The following is a 17,437-nucleotide window of genomic DNA, read 5'->3' on the forward strand; positions in this document are numbered from 1 at the left end:
TGATAGATTTAGATAAGGTGAAACAAAATATTTTTTGAAAGGAGATTCGACAGGTCGCAAGACCATCGAATTAACGCTTATGAGACGGATAATTTCATTTATAACCTGTATTATGGTTGTTTTTACGTTTTGTATCCCTGCTTATGCAGCCAATAATGATATGTTGATAATAAAGTTTCAGATAGGAAGCACAAAACTGACAATAAACGGAAAAGTTCAGAATACAGTAAAGCCATATGTTTCAAATAATACTGTATTTGTGCCTATGCGTCCCATACTTGAGGCTTATGGAGCTGAAATCAATCCAAAAACAAAAGGGAACTTAAATCTGGTATATAGGGATATCGTAGTAAACATTACTATAGGAAGTAAGGTGTATTCAGCTAATGATACAAAGAAAAACCTGCCGGCAGCACCTGTGATTGTAGAAAAGGAAATCATGGTACCGGCACAGTTCATAACCGATAATTTTGGCGGAAAGCTATCTTCTGATAAAAGTAAGAAAAACTATACACTTATACTTGATGATGATGGGGCGATTGTTGATTTTTCTACTGTAATAGGCAGTATAAACAAGCCTAAAATAGGCAACAGCTATTTCGGGTGGAGCATGAACATTCCAAAAGGCTCTCAAATCGTAAGCACAAGTTTTTCATCCAAAACTGTTTCTATAGAAAATATGATGAATGAGCTATATATTGACGTGGATGTAAGCCTTGAAGAAGAGCAAAAGCTTGAAGAACTTGCTGCGGAAATAAAGGAGACAAAGAACAGCTACTATTCGGATTTTCCGGGAAAAATCCAGGATGTGTATGTAAACACAAAATCCTCACCCGTCTGTGTAGAAATACTGGGAACCGTGTATGGAAAGGGTGCAGCAATACAAAGAATAGTGTTTAGCAATGGCTATAAATACAAATATTCAATTTCTACAACTAAAGAAACAAACCCTGTTAAAGTCAAGGAAAAGCCTTTATTGGCGAGTATATTGAACTCATTTAAGCTTGGATTCAAAGGATTACAAAAAGATGTATATAATATTTCAAAAGTAAATGAAAATAATATGGTCAAATATACAGATAGTGTATTTGGGTTTACAATGGAAGTATTTCCTGAATGGGATATGATAAAGAATTATTCATATAACATTTACGACAGCTACAGTGTAAAAATAGGAGCAAGCCAGAATGAGTTTATAAGTATATATCCGAAAAATGCAGAAAAAATTGAGGATATGGATAAGTATATTGATAATATCAAAGCTGAATATGATGCATTGTATAATCCCAAATACTATACTTTCTTAGAGAAAAAGACAGTAGAGCTCTCCAATTTAAAGCTGTATAAAATAGTTTATATGATACAACTCAAGGACCAGAAGTATGTTTTTGAAGATAATTACACATTACAGGGGAATGTATTATTTAATATTTCTTTGAAATCTCCTGAAGACAAATATACTCTTAATAAGGATAATTACTTAAAGGTATTTGAATCAATCAAGTATACTGCCAAGCTTACTGAAGAAGAAATTAAGAAAATGCTGGGCAGCTCAGAGAGTACAAAAGCATTCAGTAGAGTATCTTCAGACGATGAGCCGACAGATTATGAGAGTAAATCAAACAAGTGGAAAATTAAAATCCCGGGGTATTGGCTGACATTTTCCGGATATGACGAGAGTTCTACAGTTTTCTATAATGAAAAAAATCAGATATATATCGGAATAGAATCTGTAAAAAACACTGCAACAGCCAAATCTCAGGATGACGAGGATAAGTTTTTGACATTTGGGTCGTTCCTTGAAGATGAGGAAAGTATAAAAATAGTTGAGAAGAAAAACCTGGACGTAAAAGGTACTACAGTAAGACAATATTGCTATAAATACGATTCTGATGCTGAAAGCGTTTATGCTCATGTGTTTTTTAACATCATAGAGGGAAAAGACTATTCCTACTGTTTCTTTTATATGGTTCCCGATATCTTTGCATCAGAGAAGAATATAAATGAAATAAATGATGTATGGAATTCCTTCACCATAATTCAATAATAAATGTCAAATGGGCTTCAAGCCCATTTTTTTCTTATAATATAAATTGTTCTATCAAATATGGTATAATATTATTTATCTTAAATATTTCTGTTACTAAAGGGTATAGTGTAATGATAGATAGAAAAGAACCTCTGGCTTACCGGATGTGCCCAAGGACGTTGGAAGAGTATGTTGGACAGGATGAAATAATAGGAAATGGAAAGATGCTTTACAGGATGATAAAGGCAGACCGTATATCATCAATTATCCTGTATGGCCCTCCAGGCACAGGAAAAACTTCATTGGCCAGGATAATTGCTGTTTCAACCAAAAGCAGCTTTGAAAAGTTAAACGCAGTAACTGCAGGAGTTGCAGATATCAAAAGGATTGTTTCCGATACTCAAAATCAGATGCTGAATCCCAAGGGTAAAACTGTACTTTTTGTTGATGAAATTCACAGGTTTAACAAATCTCAGCAGGACGCTCTGCTGCCCTATGTAGAAAATGGAACTATCGTTCTTATAGGTGCTACGACAGAAAACCCTTTTTTTGAAGTTAATAAAGCATTAATATCCAGGTCATCAGTTTTTATGCTGAAACCCCTTTCAGAGCAACAAATAATAAAAGTAATAAATAATGCCCTGAAAGATAAGGAGCGAGGCCTTGGAAACTACGAAATAGAAATTGACGAAAATGCATCCTCCTATCTTGCATCAGTATGTAACGGAGATGCCCGCATTGCGTTGAATGCTCTTGAGCTCGCTGTAATGACTTCTGGACTGGAATCAGATGGGAAAATTCATATAGACCTGTCTACAATTGAGGAATGCGTCCAGAAAAGGGCTGTAATGTTTGATAAATCAGGAGAAAACCATTACGATAATATCAGTGCATTTATTAAATCCATGCGTGGAAGTGATCCTGATGCAGCGATTTTTTATCTTGCAAGAGCTGTCTATGCAGGTGAAGATCCGGAATTCCTTGCCAGGAGAATAATCATATGTGCGTCAGAGGATGTAGGTATGGCGAATCCGGCTGCTTTACAATTTGCCGTAGCTGCGGCTGAAGCAGTAAAAATGATTGGAATGCCCGAAGCAAAGCTGATTCTCGCACATGCTGCTGTCATGGTAGCTACAAGTCCTAAATCCAATTCATGCTATGCAGCAATTGGCAAAGCTCTTGAGGATGTTGAAAACAAACGCACGGGTGAAGTACCAATGCATTTAAGGAACGCTGTTACTAATGGAATGAAAAATCTTGGTTATGGAATCGGATACAAGTATGTTCACGATTATCCGGGGAATATAGTTGATCAACAATATCTGCCGGAAGAGATGAAAGGTACAATATATTATAAACCCACCACAAACGGCTATGAAAACAGGATAAAAGAGTGGTTGGATAAACGAAGGCAAGAGTAAAAAGGAGACCAATATGTGGAGAAGAATACTTGCATGGATAGTTTTAGCAGGCTTTGTGCTTTTATTAGCTAATATAATTTTCATAGGTTACTATAGGATGCAAAGCATCGGGATTTATGCCTTTATTGCTTTATTATTTTTATTTACTAGTAAAATAGGCAAAAAAACTCAATGATATTTTGCGAAAATTATATTATTATAACTGAGTCTATGGTATATTTATAGTTGATTTTACTTAAAAACTACATCATACAGAGGTGATACAAGATGCAATTTAAATACGGTTTTGGAAAGACATACAAAGAATTCAGCATAGAGGATAAAAATGTTCTCATGGAGCTCAGGCAAAATGAAGTTAAGATAGAACTAAGCGGAAGTGAAGAAGTTGCCAGGGCCATAAAAAATCCGATAGACACAAAAAGACTGTCCGAAATAGTTAAGCGCGGTGAGCGGATTGTAATAATTACAAGTGATATAACAAGACCAATGCCAAGCAAGATAGTACTTCCTCCCTTGATTGAGGAATTGGCATCTGGTGGAATAAAAGATGAGGATATAAAAATTGTATTTGCACTGGGAAGTCACCGTAAGCACACTGAAGAAGAAATGAAATACCTGGTAGGAGAAGACATATATAGCAGGATAAAGTGTGTAGATAGTGATCCGGAAGATTGTATGAGATTGGGTTCTACTTCGTCGGGAACTCCGGTAGATATATATAGTGAAGTTGCTAAAGCTGACAGAAGAATATGTCTTGGGAATATTGAATTCCACTATTTTGCAGGCTACAGCGGAGGCGCTAAAGCAATTATGCCTGGGGTATCTACAAGAGATGCAATACAGGCAAATCACAGTGCAATGGTTAAAGAAGCGGCAAAAGCCGGAGCAATTGACGATAATCCCGTCAGAAAGGATATTGATGAAGTTGCTCAATTCGTACCTATTGATTTCATTGTAAATGTTGTACTTGATGAACAGAAAAATGTAATAAAAGCTGTAGCTGGTCATTACAAATTTGCACACAGAGAAGGCTGTAGATTCCTTGACAGTCTTTATAAAGTTGAAATACCGGAAAAAGCCGATATAGTAGTCGCTACTCCAGGAGGATATCCAAAGGATATAAATCTTTATCAGGCACAGAAAGCACTTGATAATGCCAAACATGCTGTAAAAGATGGGGGCATAATCATAATGCTTGCTTCCTGTGCTGAAGGACTTGGAGAGGAAGTTTTTGAAAGATGGATAAGAAACGCAAAATCACCAGACAGCATGATAGAAGATATTCAGAAAAATTTTGAACTCGGCGGACATAAAGCAGCTGCAATAGCTCTTGTTCAAAAAAAGGCAAAAATCTATCTGGTATCCGATTTGGATAAAAATTTTGTCAAGAGTATGTTTATGGAGCCTTTTGACGACATGAATGCTGCTTTGAAACAGGCGTTTATTGAACAGGGAAATGAAGCAAAAGTAATTCTTATGCCTTATGGAGGGTCAACATTACCTGTAATGAAAAGAGGTTAAGTTTATGTCAGAAAATGACGCTGATATTAGTGATGAACAAATCTTGGATGAGTTTATTATTAGGAGAAAGCGTAGGAGTCTAACATTAGGGTTATTTATATTATTCCTTGCTCTCGGGCTTCCGTGCCTCATGTATTTCCTGGATGCCGGAGAAGCTGTAGGAAATGCAAAGTACCTAGGTATATTATCTATAGTATTTATGTTTGTGTGCCTTGTTGTATTTGAATTTATCAACTGGAGATGTCCTATATGCAGCAGGTATTTGAAACTGTCAGGCAATACAACTTTTTGTCCACACTGTAAGACAAGGCTTAAATATTAGCTTATAGCTGCATATAAATACCACTCTTGGTTAATAATTATTGATGTATGACACAATGGTTCATATATCAATAAAAATTAGTCAGGAGTGGTATTTATCGTTGTAGCAGTTGAAAAGCAACTAAAAGACATAATAGATGGCTTGAAAAAAAAGGGACATGAAGTGGTTGATATTGAGACTTATAATTACCCTATAGATGCAATTGTTTATGAGGGAAATTCTTATCAGATATCGTACGTATCAAGAAACAATATGCCTGAAATGACATCAGGAACAAGGAGCAACTATGGAGTTCTTATTATTAATTCATTGGGGAAAAGTATAGATCAAATAGACGAAATGCTTCATTTGAGGTGCTACAGCCACTTATTCTAGCAAAAAATAAATCATAAAACCTTCTTTGGATAAATAGAAAACGATACGATAAGTTGTTGACAAATATTTCACAAAATGCTAATCTAATAAATATAATACCAAGTAATGTAGTTGGAATTAAGAATTTGTGAGGAAATGTGGAGGAAAACATATGAAACTTTCCACAAAAGGCAGATATGGAGTTAAAGCAATGCTTGATTTGGCAGTTCACAGCTCTGAAGGCCAGATAGCATTGAAGAATATTGCTGAGAGACAAGATATTTCTGAAAATTATCTTGAACAACTGTTTGCAATTTTAAGAAAGTCAGGTCTTGTGAAAAGTATAAGAGGGGCCCAGGGGGGCTATATTCTTTCCCAAAGTCCGGAAAATATTACTGTGGGTTCAATTTTGCGTGCACTTGAAGGATCACTGGCACCTGTGGAATGTGTTACAGAAACAGACCCTATACATTGTAACAGGTCTGAAAAATGTGTTACAAAAATCGTATGGAGCAAAATACGGGATAAAGTAAACGAGGTAGTAGACTCTATAACTTTAGCTGACCTTATAGAGGAATACAAAAGGACAAACAACATTAATGAAAGTTATATTTTTTATATCTGAGTATAATTCCTAGAACAGTAGTAGAAATTATTGTTTAGATATTATTCCTTAGGGAATAAATAATTGCTAGGACGAGAGGCATTCAATTAATGCATAATTTACATTAAGGAGTTTTATTATGGGTGACAGATTTGTTTATTTAGATCATGCAGCCACTACTTCAGTCAAGCCTGAGGTGTTGGAAACAATGATCCCATATTTTACAGAAAAGTTCGGCAACGCATCATCGATATATTCAGTCGGTAGAGACAGTAAAAGAGCTATTGAAGAAGCTAGAGATAAAGTAGCTGCAGCTTTGGGAGCACAATCAAAGGAAATATTTTTTACAGGATCTGGTTCTGAATCCGACAACTGGGCGCTTAAAGGAATTGCTTATGCAAACAGAAACAAGGGAAATCATATCATAACAACAAGTATTGAGCACCCGGGGGTAATGAATACATGCCAGTATTTGGAGAGCGAAGGTTTTGAGGTTACTTATTTACCTGTTGATGAGAATGGTCTGATATCTCCCGAACAAGTCAGAAATGCAATAAAACCGGCTACCATACTAATTTCTGTTATGTTTGCAAATAATGAAATCGGTACTATTCAACCCATAGGGGAAATCGGAAAGATCGCAAGAGAAAAGGGAGTATATTTTCATACTGATGCTGTACAGGCTGTTGGTAATATTCATATTAACGTAACTGATATGAACATAGATCTTTTATCACTGTCCGCGCACAAATTTTATGGCCCTAAAGGTGTAGGCGCACTATATATAAGAAAAGGTGTAAAGATAACTTCTTTCATGCATGGCGGCCATCAGGAGCGGGGAAGAAGGGCGAGCACGGAAAATATACCGGGTATAGTCGGACTGGGTAAAGCCATTGAGTTGGCCACAAACAACCTTGAAGAGTACAACCGGAAGCTGTTGGAGCTTAGAGAAAGAACTATCGAAGAAATAATAAAAAGGATCCCCTTTGTCAAACTAAATGGTGACAGAAATAAGAGACTTTCTGGCAATGTAAATTTTTCTTTTGAATTTATTGAAGGTGAGTCTTTACTATTGATGCTCGATATGAAAGGAATAGCAGCTTCAAGCGGATCTGCCTGTACATCGGGTTCTTTAGACCCTTCACATGTTTTGTTGGCTATCGGACTTCCTCATGAGATAGCTCATGGCTCGTTAAGGATTACATTTGGAGATGAAAATACGCATGAAGATGTGAACTATCTACTTGAAGTACTACCTGTCATTGTAGAACGTTTAAGAGAAATGTCACCTCTATATGAAGCAGTAAGAAAGTGACAGATATTAAGTAATTGATAATTTTTCATAAATGAAAGAGGGATATATATGTATAGTGAAAAAGTTATGGATCATTTTATGAATCCAAGAAATGTAGGAGAAATAGAAAATGCTGATGGAGTAGGACAGGTAGGTAATGCAAAATGCGGAGATATAATGAAAATGTACCTGAAGATTGAGGATAACATTATAAAAGACGCAAAATTCAAAACTTTTGGGTGTGGTGCTGCAGTGGCAACAAGCAGTATGGCAACTGAACTGGTTGTCGGAAAAACCGTAGAAGAAGCATTGCAGATTACAAACAAAGCTGTTGCTGAAGCTCTTGACGGACTTCCGCCAGCAAAAATGCACTGTTCTAATCTCGCAGAAGAGGCGATAAGATCTGCGATTGAAGATTATAAAAGAAAGAATGGTCTTACAGAGGAAAGAGATAACTGTAATGCATGCGGCAGAAGATGTGATGATATGCACCATCATCATGGGATAGAAGAAGACGAAGATTTATAAAGTTGACAATTGCCAGACAGTAAAAACACGGGAGAGATAATATTGTCCAAGAAGAAGGTAATGTTGGGTATGAGCGGTGGTGTGGACAGTTCTGTCGCCGCTGCTGTATTATTGGAAAAAGGTTATGATGTAATTGGCGTTACAATGCAAATCTGGCCTGATATGGATGAAGAACGGCAAAAAACGGAAGGCGGGTGTTGCTCTCTCTCCGCAGTAGATGATGCGCGAAGAGTAGCAAACAAGCTTGGAATACCTTACTATGTAATGAATTTCAAGGAAGTATTCGAAAAAAAGGTTATCAATTATTTTAAGGATGAATATCTGAAAGGCAGAACTCCTAATCCATGTATTGCATGTAACAGACATGTGAAATTTGATGCTATGCTGAAGAAAGCTGCTTCAATGGGTATTGACTATATTGCTACGGGTCATTATGCTAAAATCGAATATGATGATAATAAGGGCAGGTATTTACTCAGAAAATCAGTAACTGATAAAAAGGATCAGACTTATGCATTATATACACTTACACAGGAACAATTATCCAGGACTCTTATGCCTATAGGAGATTATTCTAAGGAAAGAGTACGGGAAATAGCTAAAGAAATAGGTCTTACAGTCGCTACAAAACCTGATAGCCAGGAGATATGCTTTGTAGAAGATAATGATTACGGCAGGTTTATAAGTGAGAATACGGATTGCAAGATAGTACCGGGAAATTTTGTAGATACAAAGGGTAATATTCTTGGAAAGCATAAAGGGATTGTCCATTATACCATAGGACAAAGAAAGGGCCTGGGAATAGCACTAGGAAAACCTATGTTCGTTGTTGAGATAAATATCCAGACTAATAACGTTGTACTTGGAGATGAGTCTGAAGTGTTTTCCAGAAGTTTAACAGCCAGTGATTTAAACTTTATTACAATCGATCACCTTGACAATGAAATGAAAGTTAAGGCAAAAATCAGATATTCTGCAAAAGAAGCGGATGCGATTATATATCCTTATAAAGACAATAAGGCAAAAGTTGTTTTTGAAAACCCGGTAAGAGCGATAACCCCAGGACAAGCAGTAGTTTTTTATGATGATGATACAGTTGTCGGCGGAGGAACCATAGAAGGTAATGCTGATAAATAAAATAATCTAGGCTGTGATTAAGCTTACTAATGATCTTAATCACAGCTTTTTTATAGTTTGTCGAATACAGGTTTTCTGTTTTCAAAATGAGCAGTATACTTTATATCCATATCTACCAACATTTCTCTAACGACATCAAAGCTATGACCTACATGTTCGGGATAATGAGCATCCGAACCGATGGTTATTATCTCACCACCAAGTTCTTTATACCTTTTTACTATATCAAAGTCGGGAATTGGTGAAAAAAGATCGCCCCGATAACCTTGAGAATTTATTTCTATACCTTTCCCGTCTAAGATTACGTTTTTCAATATTGAATCAATCAAATCACAAAAATCATCATATCTTAATGACCTGTCATCATAACTACAATACCTTCTGATATATCCTATATGCCCTATAACATCGTAATTTTTAAAATTCCTTACTCCGAATTCTATTTCTTGAAGATATCTGGAAAAAGATTTTTGTTTTGTTTTACCTTTGTAATATTCACCTGTATAAGGATCAACTCTATCGATTACATGTATGGATGCTATAACAAAATCAAATCCATATTTTTCGACTATTTCTACAGTTTCACTAATAACATGGGGTTGAATACCAACTTCTATACCTTTTATTACCTTTATCTTTTTAATGTAATCGTTTTTTATGCGGTCCATTATATTGGAATAGCTGTTAAAATCTATATTAAATAAAGAATTATAGTCAGGATAATCCAAATCAAGGTGATCAGTAAAAGCTATTCCATCCAGACCGATGTTTATAGCTGCTTCACAGGCTTTTTCTACAGGCATCTGGCTATCACCGGAAAAATTGCTGTGAACATGACAATCAAACATAAAAAACCTCCTAGTAATTATTAATACTAATATATTCTAGCACTAAAAATTAATCTGAACAAATCATTTTTATTAAGTGTTCTATGTGTAGTTTACCATTTATAGAGTTATATAGTATAATATTGATATATTATTTAGTTTTTTGTCAAAAGCATAACTTTTCGGGGGAACAATAGATGACGTTGAGGAAAAAAACACTGGTTGTTTTTAGTTGTGCACTTTTAGGCGTAATATTTGTTACACTAATATTCGCAGAAAAAATTCTATTGAAAAGCTATGAAAATATGGAGAATCAAGCCTGTGAACGAAGTCTTGAAATGGCTTATGACAATCTAAATGACGACATACTTCAGTTGAATTCGATAGGAGGAGACTGGTCAGTCTGGGATGACACTTACAATTTTGTTATTAGCCAAAATTCCGACTATATAAAGTCAAATCTTTCCGATGAGACCTTTAAAACCCTTAAAATAAACTTTATGGGTTTTTACAGTCACGAAGGCAAGTCTATACACACTAAAAACTATGATCTTCAGAATCAAAAGGAAATGATGGTTCCTTATGGCTTGGAAGAAAAACTTAATCAGGTACTCGGTTTATTAATTAATAATGGAAAAAGTGGAATGAGTGGAATTATTGAATTAGATTCAGGTCCAGCCATTATTTATATAAACTCAGTTTTGAAAAGTGACGGTAGTGGTCCTGCTGTGGGATTTCTGGCCATAATAAGAGAATTTAACCGTCATCAGATAAACCGATTATCTCGCATTTTACATAAAGAAATGGATATAAAATCAATAAATGATCCTGATCTTTCAAAGGATTTTGTTGAGGCCAAAAATAAAATTACACCTGCAAATCCCATCTATATAGTCCCTATTAAGAATAATATTATAGCAGGCTATAAAGTAATAAATGATATTCTTGGAAATCCGTCCTTTATTTTAAAAATCAATATTACCAGAGATATTTATAATAAGGGGCGTCAAGGAACTATACAATTTATGGTTGTTTGTCTGTTTGTGAGTCTGTTTTTCTTCATACTTACCATCTTGATAAATGAAAGATTGGTAATACGCAGATTACTGGATTTAAGCAGAAGTGTTACGGATATAAGTACAAGCAAAGGTTTTTCTGAAAGGATTCTTGTAGAAGGCAGCGACGAGATATCCAGTTTGTCTGTTTCTATAAACAGTATGCTTGGAACCCATTCTTATCATATAGAACAGTTGACAGATAAGACAAAGCAGCTGACAGAATTTAAAATATATTTGGAATCGGTTTTTAATACAGTTTCAGACGGCATATGTGTTCTTGACCTGAACGAACGTATACAAAATTGCAATACCGCATTGCTTTCGATGTTTGGATATACTTTTACCGGTGTGAAGAATAAAAATGCTATTGAGTTCTTTTCTCCGAATTCCTTAAACGCTGTAAAGCAGTATAGAAGGGAGCTTCTTGAAAAAGGAAATACACATTTTGAAACCTATATGTGCAGGTATGACGGTTCTACGTTTCCAGCCGAAGTAGATGCATGTGCGCTGAAAGATAAAAATGGCGCTATAAACTCTACAGTGGTTGTTATTAATGATATAACTGAAAGAAAGAAGGCAGAATTTGCGCTAAAAAGAAAGACTGAAGAACAGGCACTGCTGCTTGACAATACAGATATTCAGATATGGTATGTTTCAGACCCCGAAACATATGGATCTGTTAATGATGCACATTCAAGAATGCTCGGAATAGATAGAATTTTTATAGAAAATCAAAAAGTTTACAATATTTATAAGGAAAAGAAAATTGCTGATATATATATTAGTGCTTATAAGGAAATCTTCGAGAATAAAAAACGCAAACAGTTTGAAGTAGAATTCAATAATAAGGAAGGCATCTTGCAGGTTTTATTTGTTACTGCAACCCCTAAGCTTGATAAAAAAGGTAATGTGGAATACATAATATGTACTGCAGATGATATTACACAAAGGAAACAATCTGAAGCAGAAATTAAATATCTCAGCTATCATGACAGGTTGACGGGACTATACAACAGAGCATTTTTTGAAGATGAGCTTAAGAGAATTGATGATGAATCAATACTCCCGATTTCAATTGTTATCGGTGATATTAACGGATTGAAAATTGCAAATGATGTTTTCGGACATTGCGAGGGAGACAAACTCCTGGTCAGGATTGCAAATATCTTAAAAGAAAGCTGCAGAGAAAAAGATATCATAGCAAGATGGGGTGGTGACGAGTTTGCAATAATTCTGCCGGGAACCTCAGAGCGAGAATCTTTTGAAGTATGCAAAAAAATAATTGATAAATGTAAGGAATCAAATAATGACCTTGTAAAAACAAATATTGCACTTGGAATTTCTACAAGAACCGATATGTCCAAGGATATCCAGCAAATGACCAAAGAGGCTGAAGACGGTATGTACAGGCACAAATTGCTTGATAACAAAAGCTCAAGGAGCTCATATGTTTCTTTACTGGAAAAAGCTCTTTTTGAAAGAAATTATGAAACAGAAGAACATGCGCAGAGGATGCGTAAAATGTCTGTTGAAATGGGAAAAGCAATCGGTCTTTCAGGAAGTAAGCTCGATGAGCTAAATCTTCTTGCTGCATTACATGATATAGGCAAAATTGCTATACCGGACCATATTTTGCTTAAAAATGGTTCGTTAACCGAGGAAGAGTTTGAAACAATGAAAAAGCACCCTGAAATAGGTTATAGAATTGCAGTGTTGTCACCTGAGCTAGCACCTATAGCAGAAGCTATTCTTACCCATCATGAGAGATGGGATGGCAAAGGATATCCACAAGGTATAAAAGGGAAGGATATTCAAGAAATTTCGAGAATAATATCTATAGTTGATGCTTTTGATGTTATGACTAACAAGAGGCCGTATAAGGATGCAGTGAGTAAGGAAGAGGCATTAAGTGAAATAAAAAAATGTTCAGGGACTCAGTTTGATCCTGAACTGGTAAAGGTTTTCATAGATCTAATTGGAAAATCAAACTAAATGCAAATATGAAAACTTTATTATGGCTTAAAGACATTTTTATTGCACAAAATAATTTCAATAAGATAAATCCGCAACTTGAGGAGGAGCAAAAAATGGAAGAGAATAAATCTTCAGGACAGAAGCTTCAGGAGCAGCTTTTATATAGTACAAAAAATGCCTGGGAAAAATCTTCGGATGAGGATAAAAAGAATTCATTTGAATTTTGTGAAAAATATAAAAATTTCTTAGATAAAGGAAAAACTGAAAGGGAGTTTACTGAAGAGGTAGAGAAAGCAGCGCTGGAAGCCGGTTTTGTAAAAACAGAAGATATATTAAAGTCTGGGAAAAAGTTAACTTCAGGAATGAAAGTATACGAAGTTAACAGAGGTAAATCCGTTGTTTTAGCTATAATCGGGAACAAACCACTCGTAGAAGGGTTAAATATAATCGGAGCTCATATTGATTCTCCTAGGATTGATCTAAAACAAAATCCTGTATATGAAGATTCCGGGTTGGTTCTTCTGAAAACTCATTATTATGGAGGAATCAAGAAGTACCAATGGGTAACTATACCATTGGCTCTTCATGGCATTTTAGTCAAAGGCAATGGTGAAACTGTAAAAGTTAATATAGGGGAAGATGAAAGCGATTGCGTATTTACCATTACAGATTTACTGCCGCATCTTGCAGCAGACCAAATGCATAAAAAGATGAGCGATGCGATAACAGGCGAGGGATTAAACCTTTTATTCGGATCAATTCCTTATAACGATGAAAAAATAAAAGAAAAAGTTAAACTAAACATATTAAAACTTCTGAATGATAAATACGGAATCATAGAGGAAGACTTTATTTCTGCAGAGCTGGAAATTGTTCCTGCATTTAGGGCAAAAGATGTAGGCTTTGACAGAAGTATGGTTGGTGCATATGGACAGGATGACAGGGTATGTGCTTATAGTGCTTTTAAAGCACTTATAGATGCTGAAAGAGTAGAAAGAACAGCAGTTTGCATCCTAACTGATAAGGAGGAAATCGGTAGTGTAGGGAATACAGGTGCAGAATCGGTGCTTTTTGAAAATTTTGCAGCAGCCCTTTGTGCTTATAGTACGGATAACTATTCAGATATTATGTTTAGGAAATGTCTTGTCAATTCAAGAATGCTTTCAGCAGACGTAAATCCTGGCGTCGATCCTAACTACGAGGGTGTACAGGATAAGCGAAACGCCTCATACATGGGTAAAGGACCGGTAATACAAAAATATACAGGCGTAAGAGGTAAGGTAGGAGGAAGTGATGCAAACGCTGAATTTCTCGGTTTTGTAAGAAAGTTATTGAATGAAAACAATATCCTTTGGCAAACAGGAGAGCTTGGAAAAGTAGATCAGGGTGGAGGAGGCACTATTGCTGAATATATAGCAAATCTTGGTGTAGATGTGCTCGATTGTGGAGTACCAATACTTTCAATGCATTCCCCATTTGAAATAACCAGTAAAATCGATATTTATCTGAATTATAAAGCAAATATCTTCTTTTACAGGTCTGTATAAGAAGGCTCGATTTAATATGCCAGGAGGAAAAATGAACATAAAAGCAGCGATTTTCGATCTGGATGGTACATTAGCAGATACTATCCCTGTTACAATAAAAGCAATAAAAGAGACTGTGAGAGAACTCAAAGGCGAAGAATTGACCGATGAAGAGATTTTGAAGGAATTTGGCCCTGTAGATACTGAAATTGTAAAGAAGTTAGTAGATGGAGTCAGGAAAGAGCTGGTTGAAGAGCGTTATATAAAGATATTCAGTGAAAGCTTTGATAAGTGTGTTCGTCCTATAGAGGGGATTATTGAACTGCTAGATTTTATCAAATCAAAGGGGATAAGGCTTGGCCTCTTTACCGGCAGAGGCATCAGAGCTACAGAAATAATTATAGAAAAACTCAGACTAAAAGAATATTTTGATATAGTAATCGCAGGAGAACATACCAGAAAACCAAAGCCGGACCCGGAGGGAATAATGCTTGCCCTTGAAAAGCTGGGTATAAGAGCAGATGAAAGTGTATATACTGGTGATTTTGACGTGGATATAAAGGCGAGCAGGGCGGCTGGAACCAAATCAGTTCTTGCTTTATGGTCTTCTACAGGTTCCGAGGATTTAATAGGTCTTAAGCCTGACAAATACTTCCGAAAGCCGGATGAATTTATAAAATGGTTAGGTAACACGACAGATTAATCTAAAATTATTTTACACTAAACTTTTTTTATATCGCAAAAACCACAGATAGATTTTCTGTGGTTTTTGTGGTATAAAATATGAATGACGTACAGCTTTGTTATTGTGAGGAGCGAAGCGATGTAACCATCTCATACATTGCTGTAATGTTATTCATTCTTTGAGCAGCACCGGGAACACCCCTTGATTTATTTATCCTTCCCCCGAATTCTTCAATTAACAAACCATTTACGCTTGAATATTCACTATTCATATTTTCATTATAGTAAATCTGTGCCTGATATAATTTGGTCATCATTTCCTTTTCAGGCATATTGGAACCATCATTATCAGTTACATCTTTATATATATTCTTTGTAATATTCTCTGCTTTATCTTTTGTCTTTACTGGATTCTTCTCAGCTTCAGACAAATATTTTATCAAAGATTCTGTCATAACGACACCCTGCAAGCCAGTGTCTCCTATTTTGTATTCACTTGCTATACTGCTTTCTTTTTCTCCTCCATTCTGAGCCTGTCCCGATTGTTCCGGACTTTTGTTCTCCTCCGATGTTTTCTGTTTTTGTGTAGTGGTTTGTTGTTTCTTTTGTGCTTGTACATTATTTTGGGGTGGAGTACCATATCCTACCATTACTAACATAAGGACAAAGCAAGCGAAACCACCACTAAAGGCTTTTAGTAACTTATGTTTCTGTCCTTTGTTTTTTTTCCATAAAACAATAGGAACAATAATAATTCCTAGTGCAGAAAGCAATCCAATAAAAGAAATCAATTTAAATCCTTCCTCTCTATCTATACATTAACTGTTATTTTACATAATCCAAGCAACTCACATTTATTAATGGAATACTGGATAATTAGCTTTTGGATGTACAAATTATACGATTACTTGCGATAATAAACAACAGGTAAGTTATACCTACATAACGCCAAGTTTTTTAGGTTTGAAAGTATTTGTTATTACGATTTTTACATTATGTCATTATTAATATTAATTTTTATAAAGTGCCTTAAAATTTTACTACATTAAGTAAAAATCTTTGAACCTTTGTATTTCAGATGGTATAATATGGGTATATTTATTTAAAACTATGGAGCTAAAATGAAATCAATTGTATTAACTGGTGGAGGCTCATCTGGGCACGTTACACCGAATATTGCTTTAATATCAAAACTAAAAGAACGAAATTGTGAAATAAATTATATAGGTTCAGAAAATGGAATTGAAAAACAATTAATAATGAATGAGAATATAACTTATCACTCAATCAAAGCAGGTAAACTAAGACGGTATTTTGATTTGAAAAATATTACAGATATATATCGTGTTATGGATGGATTTAGACAGTCTGTTTCGATAATGAGAAAATTAAAACCGGATATCTTATTTAGTAAGGGTGGTTTTGTTTCTTGTCCAGTTGTATGGGCAGCTTGGATATGTAAAGTTCCTGTAGTAATACATGAGTCAGATATGACACCTGGCTTAACAAATCGATTGTCAATACCATTTTCTAAGAAGATATGTTTTACTTTTCCTGAATCAAAGGAACACATTTCCAAAGAAAAAGGTATTTTAACCGGCATTCCTATAAGACAATCCTTATTTACAGGTGAAAAGAGTAAAGGCCAAAAAATATGTGAATTTAATGATGATAGGCCTGTTTTGATGGTTGTCGGTGGTAGTCAAGGTGCTGAAAATATTAACAAGGTAATTAGAAATAACCTAGATAGGCTTATCAAGGAATATAATATATGTCACATATGTGGTAAAGGTAATCTTGCTAGTAATCTTCAAAATATTAAAGGGTATAAGCAGTTCGAATATATAAAGGAGGAGCAGCCACATTTATATTCATTGGCTGATGTAGTTATTTCTAGAGCAGGCGCAACTACTTTATTTGAGTTGATAGCTTTAAGAAAGCCTAATTTACTTATACCATTATCTAAAAATGCTAGTCGAGGAGATCAAATCTTGAATGCAGAATCATTCAGAAAACAAGAGACTGTAGGAAATTACGTGTAAAAACGTAAATTCCTACAGTCTCTTTGTTTGGGTAATGAAGAACCTGTAGGATTTATGGCAACTATTAATAATAGATCTTACAGGAGGAATAACAAGTATGAATGAACCGGCAATCA

General features: G+C 35.2%; 16 protein-coding genes. 14 read left to right on the plus strand and 2 right to left on the minus strand.

What is annotated here, in order from left to right:
* Window positions 1-34 precede the first annotated feature (34 nt).
* The 10 genes from N3I35_11375 (at window position 35) to mnmA (ending at window position 9,210) form a co-directional block, all read left to right on the plus strand.
* Window positions 35-2,047, plus strand: a complete 2,013-nt coding sequence (locus tag N3I35_11375; protein MCX8130685.1) for a copper amine oxidase N-terminal domain-containing protein — start codon at window positions 35-37, stop codon at window positions 2,045-2,047.
* Between the two features lie 113 nt (window positions 2,048-2,160).
* Window positions 2,161-3,450 carry a replication-associated recombination protein A gene (locus N3I35_11380; GenBank protein MCX8130686.1) on the plus strand — a complete coding sequence of 430 codons (1,290 nt, stop codon included), beginning with the start codon at window positions 2,161-2,163 and terminating at the stop codon, window positions 3,448-3,450.
* Between the two features lie 13 nt (window positions 3,451-3,463).
* The gene (locus tag N3I35_11385) at window positions 3,464-3,625 is read left to right on the plus strand and encodes a hypothetical protein (GenBank protein MCX8130687.1); all 162 of its coding nucleotides are present in this window, start codon (window positions 3,464-3,466) and stop codon (window positions 3,623-3,625) included.
* A 92-nt stretch (window positions 3,626-3,717) separates the two neighbouring features.
* Complete coding sequence (gene larA / locus N3I35_11390) at window positions 3,718-4,971, plus strand: nickel-dependent lactate racemase (GenBank protein MCX8130688.1); 1,254 nt, start codon at window positions 3,718-3,720, stop codon at window positions 4,969-4,971.
* Window positions 4,972-4,975: 4 nt separating this feature from the next.
* Window positions 4,976-5,293 (plus strand): hypothetical protein, encoded by a 318-nt coding sequence (locus N3I35_11395; protein ID MCX8130689.1) that lies wholly within the window; start codon window positions 4,976-4,978, stop codon window positions 5,291-5,293.
* Between the two features lie 87 nt (window positions 5,294-5,380).
* Window positions 5,381-5,668, plus strand: coding sequence for a YkuS family protein (locus N3I35_11400; protein ID MCX8130690.1), 288 nt, complete (start codon window positions 5,381-5,383; stop codon window positions 5,666-5,668).
* A gap of 151 nt (window positions 5,669-5,819) precedes the next feature.
* A complete protein-coding gene (locus N3I35_11405) occupies window positions 5,820-6,272 on the plus strand; it encodes an Rrf2 family transcriptional regulator (GenBank protein ID MCX8130691.1) in 453 nt (150 codons plus the stop codon).
* A gap of 118 nt (window positions 6,273-6,390) precedes the next feature.
* A complete protein-coding gene (gene nifS, locus N3I35_11410) occupies window positions 6,391-7,566 on the plus strand; it encodes a cysteine desulfurase NifS (GenBank protein ID MCX8130692.1) in 1,176 nt (391 codons plus the stop codon).
* Between the two features lie 48 nt (window positions 7,567-7,614).
* A complete protein-coding gene (gene nifU, locus N3I35_11415; GenBank protein ID MCX8130693.1) occupies window positions 7,615-8,073 on the plus strand; it encodes a Fe-S cluster assembly scaffold protein NifU in 459 nt (152 codons plus the stop codon).
* Window positions 8,074-8,115: 42 nt separating this feature from the next.
* Window positions 8,116-9,210 (plus strand): tRNA 2-thiouridine(34) synthase MnmA, encoded by a 1,095-nt coding sequence (gene mnmA / locus N3I35_11420; protein MCX8130694.1) that lies wholly within the window; start codon window positions 8,116-8,118, stop codon window positions 9,208-9,210.
* Window positions 9,211-9,260: 50 nt separating this feature from the next.
* On the opposite strand, the gene N3I35_11425 is transcribed toward mnmA, so the two are convergent.
* Entirely contained in the window at window positions 9,261-10,058 is a 798-nt protein-coding gene (locus N3I35_11425) for a histidinol-phosphatase HisJ family protein (protein ID MCX8130695.1), read from the minus strand.
* Between the two features lie 176 nt (window positions 10,059-10,234).
* On the opposite strand from N3I35_11425, the gene N3I35_11430 reads away from it, so the two are divergent.
* The 3 genes from N3I35_11430 to N3I35_11440 all read left to right on the plus strand — a co-directional run bounded on the left by N3I35_11430 (window position 10,235) and on the right by N3I35_11440 (window position 15,298).
* Entirely contained in the window at window positions 10,235-13,087 is a 2,853-nt protein-coding gene (locus N3I35_11430; GenBank protein MCX8130696.1) for a diguanylate cyclase, read from the plus strand.
* Between the two features lie 95 nt (window positions 13,088-13,182).
* Window positions 13,183-14,616, plus strand: a complete 1,434-nt coding sequence (locus tag N3I35_11435; GenBank protein MCX8130697.1) for an aminopeptidase — start codon at window positions 13,183-13,185, stop codon at window positions 14,614-14,616.
* A 31-nt stretch (window positions 14,617-14,647) separates the two neighbouring features.
* The gene (locus N3I35_11440; GenBank protein ID MCX8130698.1) at window positions 14,648-15,298 is read left to right on the plus strand and encodes an HAD-IA family hydrolase; all 651 of its coding nucleotides are present in this window, start codon (window positions 14,648-14,650) and stop codon (window positions 15,296-15,298) included.
* A 100-nt stretch (window positions 15,299-15,398) separates the two neighbouring features.
* Here N3I35_11440 and N3I35_11445 read toward each other — a convergent pair whose 3' ends face one another.
* A complete protein-coding gene (locus tag N3I35_11445) occupies window positions 15,399-16,070 on the minus strand; it encodes a hypothetical protein (GenBank protein MCX8130699.1) in 672 nt (223 codons plus the stop codon).
* A 330-nt stretch (window positions 16,071-16,400) separates the two neighbouring features.
* Here N3I35_11445 and N3I35_11450 point away from each other — a divergent pair, with 330 nt between their 5' ends.
* Entirely contained in the window at window positions 16,401-17,321 is a 921-nt protein-coding gene (locus tag N3I35_11450; GenBank protein MCX8130700.1) for an undecaprenyldiphospho-muramoylpentapeptide beta-N-acetylglucosaminyltransferase, read from the plus strand.
* The last annotated feature ends 116 nt before the right edge of the window (window positions 17,322-17,437 follow it).

The organism is Clostridia bacterium (assembly GCA_026414765.1).
Taxonomy (GTDB): domain Bacteria; phylum Bacillota; class Clostridia; order Acetivibrionales; family DSM-27016; genus SKW86.